At 68.0% G+C, this 681-nt stretch carries 2 protein-coding genes; both read right to left on the reverse strand.

All coding sequences use genetic code 11. The features are described from left to right. Nucleotides 1-291, reverse strand: a 291-nt coding sequence (locus ACLBYD_RS30645) for a hypothetical protein (RefSeq protein ID WP_447819395.1), incomplete at its 3' end; no start/stop codon positions are given. After that, on the reverse strand, nt 288-681 hold a 394-nt coding region (locus ACLBYD_RS30650), incomplete at its 5' end, for a hypothetical protein (RefSeq protein WP_447819396.1). The genes ACLBYD_RS30645 and ACLBYD_RS30650, both read right to left, overlap by 4 nt.

A 681-nucleotide genomic window follows, 5' to 3' on the forward strand; every position in this document is an offset into this window, starting at 1 on the left:
GTGCTTGGACAGGTCCCGCGCGAGATCGATCAGGGTGTCGGGATGTTCCGGGCCGAGGAAGTCGGCCACGTCGTCGAACTGGTCGCCGAGGAACAGCTTCAGGACACGGCGGGAGGTCTGGGCCTCCTCGATGTCCATGACGGTGTCGGCGTCCGGCTCCTGCACGTAGAAGGTCGGGGACTCACCGATCTGGAACTTGAAAGGCTTCTTGCCCTCACGCTTCTCTCCGCCGTACCGGCGAACGTCCTGCTCGTCGAGCTGGGTGACGTTGTCGAGGTTGTCCTTGCTCACTTGCTCTCTCCGTTGCTCCGTGCGGCCTTGGCCTTGCTGGTGGTGGTCTGGGGCGCGGGCATCTGCTCCGCGGCTGGCGCGGGTTCAGGTGCGGCCACGACGGCTTCGGCGGCGGCATCAGCCGGCGCGCTCTCGGGAGCCGTGGTGGCGGGGTCGACCGCGGTGTCACCAGCGGGCACGGGGTCTCCGGTGTCGACGGGAGCGGGCGCGTAGCCGGAGGAGAGCAGTTCACGTTCTTCCCGGAACGAGCCGGGGGTGTAGCTGCGGCCGTCCGGAGCGAGCAGGGGTCGCGGTGCCCAGTCGGCCTTGCGGATGGTCTTCATCTGTCCCATGACGGGACCTCCTTCTGTGACGGTCGGTGTGGCGGTCTGGAAGCGTCGGGCAGGGAAG

Source organism: Rhodococcus sp. C26F, assembly GCF_053345925.1.